At 48.7% G+C, this 7,159-nt stretch carries 7 protein-coding genes and 1 rRNA gene; 5 read left to right on the forward strand and 3 right to left on the reverse strand.

Going from position 1 to position 7,159, the window contains the following annotated elements; all coding sequences use genetic code 11:
• A partial coding sequence (locus OXG10_05105; GenBank protein ID MCY3826742.1) for a transposase occupies positions 1 to 182 on the forward strand: 182 nt, incomplete at its 5' end.
• 171 nt (positions 183 to 353) lie between these two features.
• Here the strand turns inward: OXG10_05105 and OXG10_05110 are convergent.
• The gene (locus OXG10_05110) at positions 354 to 1,154 is read right to left on the reverse strand and encodes an SDR family oxidoreductase (protein MCY3826743.1); all 801 of its coding nucleotides are present in this window, start codon (positions 1,152 to 1,154) and stop codon (positions 354 to 356) included.
• A 79-nt stretch (positions 1,155 to 1,233) separates the two neighbouring features.
• Entirely contained in the window at positions 1,234 to 2,715 is a 1,482-nt protein-coding gene (rmuC, locus tag OXG10_05115) for a DNA recombination protein RmuC (protein MCY3826744.1), read from the reverse strand.
• A 92-nt stretch (positions 2,716 to 2,807) separates the two neighbouring features.
• On the opposite strand from rmuC, the gene OXG10_05120 reads away from it, so the two are divergent.
• From OXG10_05120 to OXG10_05135, 4 genes are all read left to right on the forward strand, one after another.
• Complete coding sequence (locus tag OXG10_05120) at positions 2,808 to 3,086, forward strand: hypothetical protein (GenBank protein ID MCY3826745.1); 279 nt, start codon at positions 2,808 to 2,810, stop codon at positions 3,084 to 3,086.
• Positions 3,083 to 3,499, forward strand: a complete 417-nt coding sequence (locus OXG10_05125; protein ID MCY3826746.1) for a PIN domain-containing protein — start codon at positions 3,083 to 3,085, stop codon at positions 3,497 to 3,499. The genes OXG10_05120 and OXG10_05125 overlap by 4 nt, the downstream gene beginning before the upstream one ends.
• Before the next feature lie 424 nt (positions 3,500 to 3,923).
• The gene (locus OXG10_05130) at positions 3,924 to 5,000 is read left to right on the forward strand and encodes a tyrosine-type recombinase/integrase (GenBank protein MCY3826747.1); all 1,077 of its coding nucleotides are present in this window, start codon (positions 3,924 to 3,926) and stop codon (positions 4,998 to 5,000) included.
• 331 nt (positions 5,001 to 5,331) lie between these two features.
• Entirely contained in the window at positions 5,332 to 6,321 is a 990-nt protein-coding gene (locus OXG10_05135; GenBank protein MCY3826748.1) for a hypothetical protein, read from the forward strand.
• A gap of 500 nt (positions 6,322 to 6,821) precedes the next feature.
• Here the strand turns inward: OXG10_05135 and OXG10_05140 are convergent.
• Positions 6,822 to 7,159, reverse strand: a 23S ribosomal RNA gene (locus OXG10_05140); the annotation flags it as partial.

Consider the following 7,159-nt stretch of genomic DNA (forward strand, 5'->3'; position numbering starts at 1 on the left):
ACGCCAACAGTATCTACTCGGTGGTGAGGGTGAGGGTTGAGCATGTGTTCGGGGCACAGAGCAACGACATGGGAGGGAGACTTCTAAGGAGCGTAGGGATAGTGAGGGCCAGGGCGCACATAGGTCTTAAGAATCTTGCGTACAACATGCGGCGGCTGGTTTATCTTGAGGGAGCGGCGTAGGCAGAAATGGGGTGAGAGGTGGTCATGAAACGGAGAGAATTGCTTCTTATGGCATGAAAAACGGCTTTGCATGACGAAAAACCCCTTGGTTGAAAGGGAAAACGGGAAGTTGTCCGCAATCTTGAGCCGCAAATCAATTTTTAGAAGTGCCCTCTATACTAATAAGACTTGTCAGACAAGGTCTTCCCCACCGTCAACCCCTATCACGTTACCCGTGATCCAGGAGGCATCGTCAAGAGAAAGAAGCGCGATGGCCTTTGCCACGTCTTCTGGTGTCGTCAGCCTTCCCGACGGGTTTGCCCTGAGAGCATGTTCGATGAGCTTCTCGTTTCCCGGAATCTTCCTCAGCGCGGGAGTGTCCGTTACTCCTGCCATTATTGAATTAGCGGTGATACCGCTGGGGGCGAGCTCAACGGCGAGCTGGCGTATGTGGGCCTCTATGGCCGCCTTGGCGGCCGATACGGCGCCGTAAGTAGGCCATACCCTGTGGCTTCCCGAACTCGTCATGGCGAATATTCTCCCGCCTTCTCCCATTATCCCTTCCATAACAAGATCCTGCGCCCAGTAAACGATGCTGTGGGCCATGACGTCCAGAGTCATGTCAATGTTCTTGGTGTTAAGAACGTCTCTGCGTTCATCCGCAACGTAGCGCTTCAGCGTCCCGAAGGCGACTGAATGTATCATCACCTTTACCTGGGAGCCGTCCTGCCGCACCACGTCCTTCATGTCCGCAATGACCTCCTGTCTTTTCTGTGCGTCGGCCACGTTTACGTTATAGAACTTCACTTCGCTTCCCGTAGCCTTTATCTCCTCAACTATGCCCTCTACCTTAGCCATGGTGCCCCTTCGGTCAAGGTGCACGCCGAAAATATTCATTCCACGGCGCGCAAGCTCAAGACTGCAGGCCTCCCCAAAGCCGCTTGAAGAACCGAGCACCAGAGCCCAGCTGCCTTTAATGGAATTCTCAAACAATTTATGCTACCTCTCTGGATATCGATTTCAGGAAGTGGAATCGTACACGATTTCCCCTCCTTTTTCTAAACACCATGGATCAGCTTAATCCCTCGTCCGTCTCCTTGCCGGAAGAAACCACGTATTCCGAGAGTTCGGACCTCTCTGAGAAATCTGGGGGAAGTTCCTTTGAGGTTTTTATTCCTAACTCCCTGAGATCCAAGGCTCTTTTAACGAGGTTGCCCTTGCCGTCGCGAAGGCTGCTCATCGCCTTCTGATAAGCATGGTCGGACTGTTCTATGCGCTTTCCGACTTCTTCAAGATGCTCAGTGAAAGTCACGAACTTGTCATACATCCTGCCGGCGCTTTCGGCTATTTCCCTGGCGTTTGCGTTCTGGTACTCAAACTGCCAGATGCTGTGTATTGTTCTAAGCGTCGCGAGAAGAGTCGAGGGGCAGACGATTATCACGTTCTTCTCGAAAGCCTCAGAGTAAAGATCCCTCTCGGTCTCTATGGCCAGCATGAAAGCGGATTCAAGCGGAACGAACATTAAAACGTAGTTAAGGCTCGTGATTCCGGGAATATCCTCGTATGCCTTGGAACTGAGTTCCTTTATGTGGTTTCGAAACGAGAGAACATGCTGCCTGAGGTAATCCCCCCTCTCCTCCTCATTCTCGCAGGACATGTATCTCTCGTAAGCGGTGAGCGAGACCTTGGAGTCGATTACGACGTCTTTTCCCTCGGGAAGATGAACTATCACGTCGGGTCTCAGCGTGTTTCCGTCCCCACCTGTGTAGCTCGGCTGTGAGTGATACTCCCTGCCTTCGGAGAGGCCCGACATCTCAAGGGCCCTCTCAAGCACTATTTCTCCCCAGGCACCCTGGGTCTGCGACTCTCCCTTGAGGGCGGTGGTGAGGTTGACGGCTTCGCGGCTCATCTGCTCGCCCAGGTTCTTGAGGTTCTCTATGTGGGCCTTGAGGGATGCCCTGTCGCTGCTCGCATCCTTGTGGGTATCGGCGACCTTTTTCTCGAAATCCTTTATCTGCTCGCGGAGGGGGTTCAGGAGGGTTTCCATATCCGTCTTGTTCTTATCGGTGAATTTCCTGGTCGTATCCTCGAAAATCCTGTTTCCCAGGTTCTCAAACTCATCTCCGAGTCTTTTTTTCGCTTCATCCAGAATGGACAGCTTTTCCTCGAAACCCTTTCTTTCCTGCTCTATGGTGGTACCGAGCCTTGAGAGAAGACTTTCTTTTTCTGTAACCTGTGAAGTGAGTTCCCTCACCTGCCCTTCCAGCCCGGAAATCTTGGAATCACGGTCCAAAATGGCGGCTTGCTTTTCTCTTACGCTGGATTCAAGGGAGGCTTTCTCGGCGTTAAGAGCACCTGCAACTTCAACCGATTCTTTAAGCTCCCCTTCCAGTAGAGCACTCTTGCTCTTTGACTCTTCCAGTTCGGTTCTGATAAAAGACAACTCAGTTTCAACCGACTTTCTCTGGCCTTTTTCTCTGGTCAGATAGTAGAACAACGGAATAGCGACAATGGCGATCGCGCCCAGGTGGATAAGCAGGTCGGAGATATTCATGCCAGGTTTTATATTATAAATGATCGGGATTGATAATAAAAACCCTCGTATATATACTATACTAGACTAGCATATATACAGGAGTTAGAGCTATGAACACTTCCAAAAGCCATCATGTCTGGACTGTCGCCGAGGCCAAGGCGAAGCTTTCCGAAATATTGATGCTTGCCGAGACGGAAGGCCCGCAACGGATAGGAGTACGGAAATCCTTCATTTTGATACCCGCTAAGTTGTGGCAGGACAAAGAATCGCCCAAAAAGCCCATGGGTCAGTGGCTTCTTGAAAATATGTCCCAGGCAGGGGAGTTTGAAATCCCGCGCAACCGAGAGTCCAAACGCAAAATCCCCTTCATAGAGGACGGTGAGGAATGAGCGGTTACATTCTGGATACCAACGTTATATCGGAACTGACCAAAAAGCACTCTGATCCGAGAGTGTCAGCATTCATATCAATGCAGAAGAAACAGCTCTGGCTGTCGCCAGTCGTTCTGCATGAGCTTGAGTTCGGTCTGCAACTCCTTCCAGAGGGAAAGCGCCGTTTCGATTTGCATAGCCTCTTATCAGAGTTCGTCTCTGAATACGAAGACCGTATTCTGCCGCTGGCAAGAAAAGAAGCGGAGTGGGCAGCCCGGTTCAGGGCACAAGCCAAGAAGTCTGGTCGCGTGCTAGACTTGGGCGACGCGCTAATTGCGGGAACCGCAAAAACGCATGATCTCTCTGTAGCCACGCGAAACATCGGGGATTTTGCCGTAATTGACGTCAGGGTCGAAAACCCATGGGAATGAAGACTGTGTCGTCTGCGTTTTGCTGATAGAGTAATTTCAGATGAGGACAAACCGTAAGGTCTGCCGAATCAGCTTTTCATTTCCACAGACAGACGATAAAACGTTTTCCCTCCTCAACAAGGTCTGGAACCTTGTCATCATGAGTGATCATTGACCCTATAATCCGGTTGCGTACATCCGCCCCCGGACACTCCACTTAACCGTAGTCAGGATTTCCTTCAGCATTTCGTTTCTCGCCGGGCCCAGACTATCCTTGTCAGCCCTTGCGTATCCATAAAAACCATCTCCCGAAATTCCCAGAAAACCGCACTGCCTTTTGATGTTCTGAACCCAGAACCCGCATAGCGTCCCTTAATATATTTCCGTATTCCTTTACTCAAGAAACATTAAGAACATTTTTCAAAAAATTTACAGGAGGCTTCAAGTGACAAGACAAAACCTGTATGAGAAACCAGAGCTTGCGAAATTGAACGAAGCGGTCGGAAAAAGTGTGGAAGAAGACAAATATGTGTCGGAAGAGATTGTAGCCTTCCAGAAAAGCGCAGAAATAGTTTTCGACGCTGAAATAGAACAGAACCTTAAAAGTCTTGTCAGTGAATCCATATCAGAAAATACGCTTAAGGCTTACTTGGGGGTTCTGCGTCGGCTCAGTGAATTTGTGGATATTAACAACAAAACCATGTCCGTTGACTTACTGCTAGAGAGGCTGAGCGACCTGTCACTTGCCCGTTATATTGCGACACTGGAAACCAAAGGGAGAGCCCCGGCGACCGCCCAGATAGCAATAGCGGCTGTTTGCTATATGGCGAGACTCAGAGAACGCAAGTCCCCCGCGGGCAAACTCACAGACGCGGCAATGAGAGGATTCCGCCGCAGGTGCGCAGACAGGGGACGCGGTCAGGCCCGCGGCATTACATGGACACAGGCAGAAAAAATAGTTGCCGCATCCTTGAGCAATCCGGATTCACTGACGGGCATTCGGGACGCAGCCTTAATCTCGCTTATGTCGGATGCCATGCTTAGAATTTCCGAGACGGCGGCGTTGCTTGTCTCCGACATCACGGAAGAAGCTGACGGTTCCGGACGGATTAACATTCGCAGATCAAAAACAGACCAGGAAGGCAGAGGAACTGTTCTTTATCTCGGCCATCCTACAATGACGCGGATTAAAACGTGGCTGGAAGTTGCCAAGGTGAACAGCGGAGCCTTGTTCCGAAGGGTATCACGCGGAAACTTTCAGACATCCTGGGTCGGAGAAAAAGCACTGTCCTCTTTATCCATACGCCGCATTCTGAAAACCAGAGCAAAACAGGTCGGAATAGAAGGAGTGAGCGGCCATTCTCTGCGAGTCGGTCCGGTGAAAAGCATGGATATCGGCGGAGCCACCCTAGTTGATATGCAGATTGCGGGCCGCTGGAAATCGGCTCAAATGCCTGCCCAATACGCAAGATACCAGCTTGCGGAGCGCAACGCCGTCGCCCGACTGCGTTACGGAAAATAACAAACACTTATCGAGATATAACCCCGGTGCCGTAATACCAAGCAACGGGTATCGCCAACCCACTCTTTCATTTTCGCTGTTTTCGTTCCTTAACTGAAATTATGGAACGGAAACAACGAAAAGTCTTTCTGATACATATTGAGTTGAGGGTTTTGAAAATTAGGAGTTAATCGAATTGAAAGAGGAGCGGTTTGCTTCCAAATGCTTCCATTGGAGTAAAGCTTTGAATCTTTCGAGCGGATTTCCGCATCCATCTTTAATTCATTAACGAAATTAGCGCGGAAGTGTTTTTAAGAGTTCAAAAGATAATTTATTTAAGGAGGATTTACACATGAGATTACGTAATCTTTTTATGATTCTATTGTTATGCATGACAGTAGGAGTTTTTGGTGTGTCCTGCACCGGTGATGATGGAGCGCAGGGGCCACAGGGTGAGCAAGGACTTCAAGGCGAAAAGGGTGATCCTGGTGAAGTAACGGAAGCCGATATACCGGAAACTACCGGTTTCTATGACTTCCTGGAATCGTGGGGGGTTGAAGATGGGGAAGTGGGTTGTGGTGATTCGGTTCTAACCGGAACGGGTCCGTTACCTGGACCGGAAACTTTGAAGGCTCTTACCCCAACAGAGCGTACTGGTGAAACCGCTACCTTAAATGCGCTTCTCTCCGCTGGTTGTAGCAATGCTCGTTTTGGCAATGTAGAGCAAACACAAGGTAATCTGGATTTAGGATCTGACCCCGCCGATAACGCCATAATCTTTTATAAAACGGCACGATCTGAAAAATCAGAAATGTCGACAGAAGACAAGGAAGCTACCTCTTTTGATTTGGCGAGCAGGACCACAACCACTAAAGATTTCGTAGAAGGATTGCTCTTTGCGGAATTAATGAATAATGGTCCAAGTGAGGCTTTTGAACGCGGACTACTTCATTCAAGTTGTGGAGTTGGAGAGACTGCGCCACCGTCCATTCGGGGAGTATGGAGAGCTGCTAAGATAGTAGATTCTGTTCAAAAGTATGCAGACAGTGTAACATCAGGCTCTCCTGCCGTAACGGAAACTATTAAGGTTTGTGTACGACTTGACGCCCACCCCGGTGTAACCAAATGTTACGTTCAAGTAACCGGACCTGATGGTACCGTTGCTACCGACGATAGTGCTACCATTGCTCTCTACGATGGGACCGACCTAGACGAAATAGTTAGTAATGAAAATATAAATACAGGTGCGGGAGCGGGAACGGTTACTACTGGATTCTTGTTTGACGGCACCGCCGACTTGGATGATGCTGGTAACCTTTGTCATCTGTTCGGACTTAAATAATGGACTAAAAACCCCCATAAATGAAAAGGCTCCTAGTGGATTGTTTCCATAGAGAACATTATCCATCATCGAACTAGTTGCTTTATCTTTGGGTAAAATCCCTCGGTAGGTTCTTTCGTAACTTCAGACCTGCCGGGGGATTTTTTTATTCTGAAAAGAAAACGAAATATCGGGAACAAAGAGGATTGAGGCTGTCTCTAAGGGGCAGTGAAGTATCAAAAATCAAAAAACCAATTAAAGCACAGAGTAGATTTAATGTTCCATAATTTCAGTTAAAGAACATTGTTTCACCAACGGTTTAAAACCTTTGTTCATAAAATTAACATAAAAAACTTCAGTATGTCAAGAACTTAAAAAAACTTTTTAAAAATTCTATAACTCATTCCCAGTGCAAACAACAAGCTTTTTCCAGAAGGATGCAATGCACAAATCAGGTAACCAATGACAGTTGAATATAACGCTTAAGAAATCGTGTGTTGGTATCGAGAATTTTCAAACCTCGCAGTAAGCCTCACGACCGGTTAGTACTCATCAGCTTAATCCCTCGCAGGACTTACACCTTGAGCCTATCAACCTCCTAATCTTCAAGGGGTCTTCAGGAACTTACGTTCGGGAGATCTAATCTTGAGGCAGGTTTCCCGCTTAGATGCTTTCAGCGGTTATCCTTTCCGAGCATAGCTACCCAGCACTGCCGTTGGCACGACAACTGGTACACTAGAGGCTCGTCCACTCAGGTCCTCTCGTACTATGAGCAGATCCTCTCAAATCTCCTTCGCCCGCTACAGATAGGGACCGAACTGTCTCACGACGTTCTAAACCCAGCTCGCGTACCGCTTTA

The organism is Candidatus Dadabacteria bacterium (assembly GCA_026706695.1).
Classification (GTDB): Bacteria; Desulfobacterota_D; UBA1144; order Nemesobacterales; family Nemesobacteraceae; genus Nemesobacter.

What these genes read in the sequence shown, in the direction of transcription:
- OXG10_05125 (MCY3826746.1), top strand. Translation starts at nt 3,083, where the DNA reads ATGAGCGGTTACATTCTGGATACCAACGTTATATCGGAACTGACCAAA.
- rmuC (MCY3826744.1), bottom strand. Translation starts at nt 2,715, where the DNA reads ATGAATATCTCCGACCTGCTTATCCACCTGGGCGCGATCGCCATTGTC.
- OXG10_05120 (MCY3826745.1), top strand. Translation starts at nt 2,808, where the DNA reads ATGAACACTTCCAAAAGCCATCATGTCTGGACTGTCGCCGAGGCCAAG.
- OXG10_05135 (MCY3826748.1), top strand. Translation starts at nt 5,332, where the DNA reads ATGAGATTACGTAATCTTTTTATGATTCTATTGTTATGCATGACAGTA.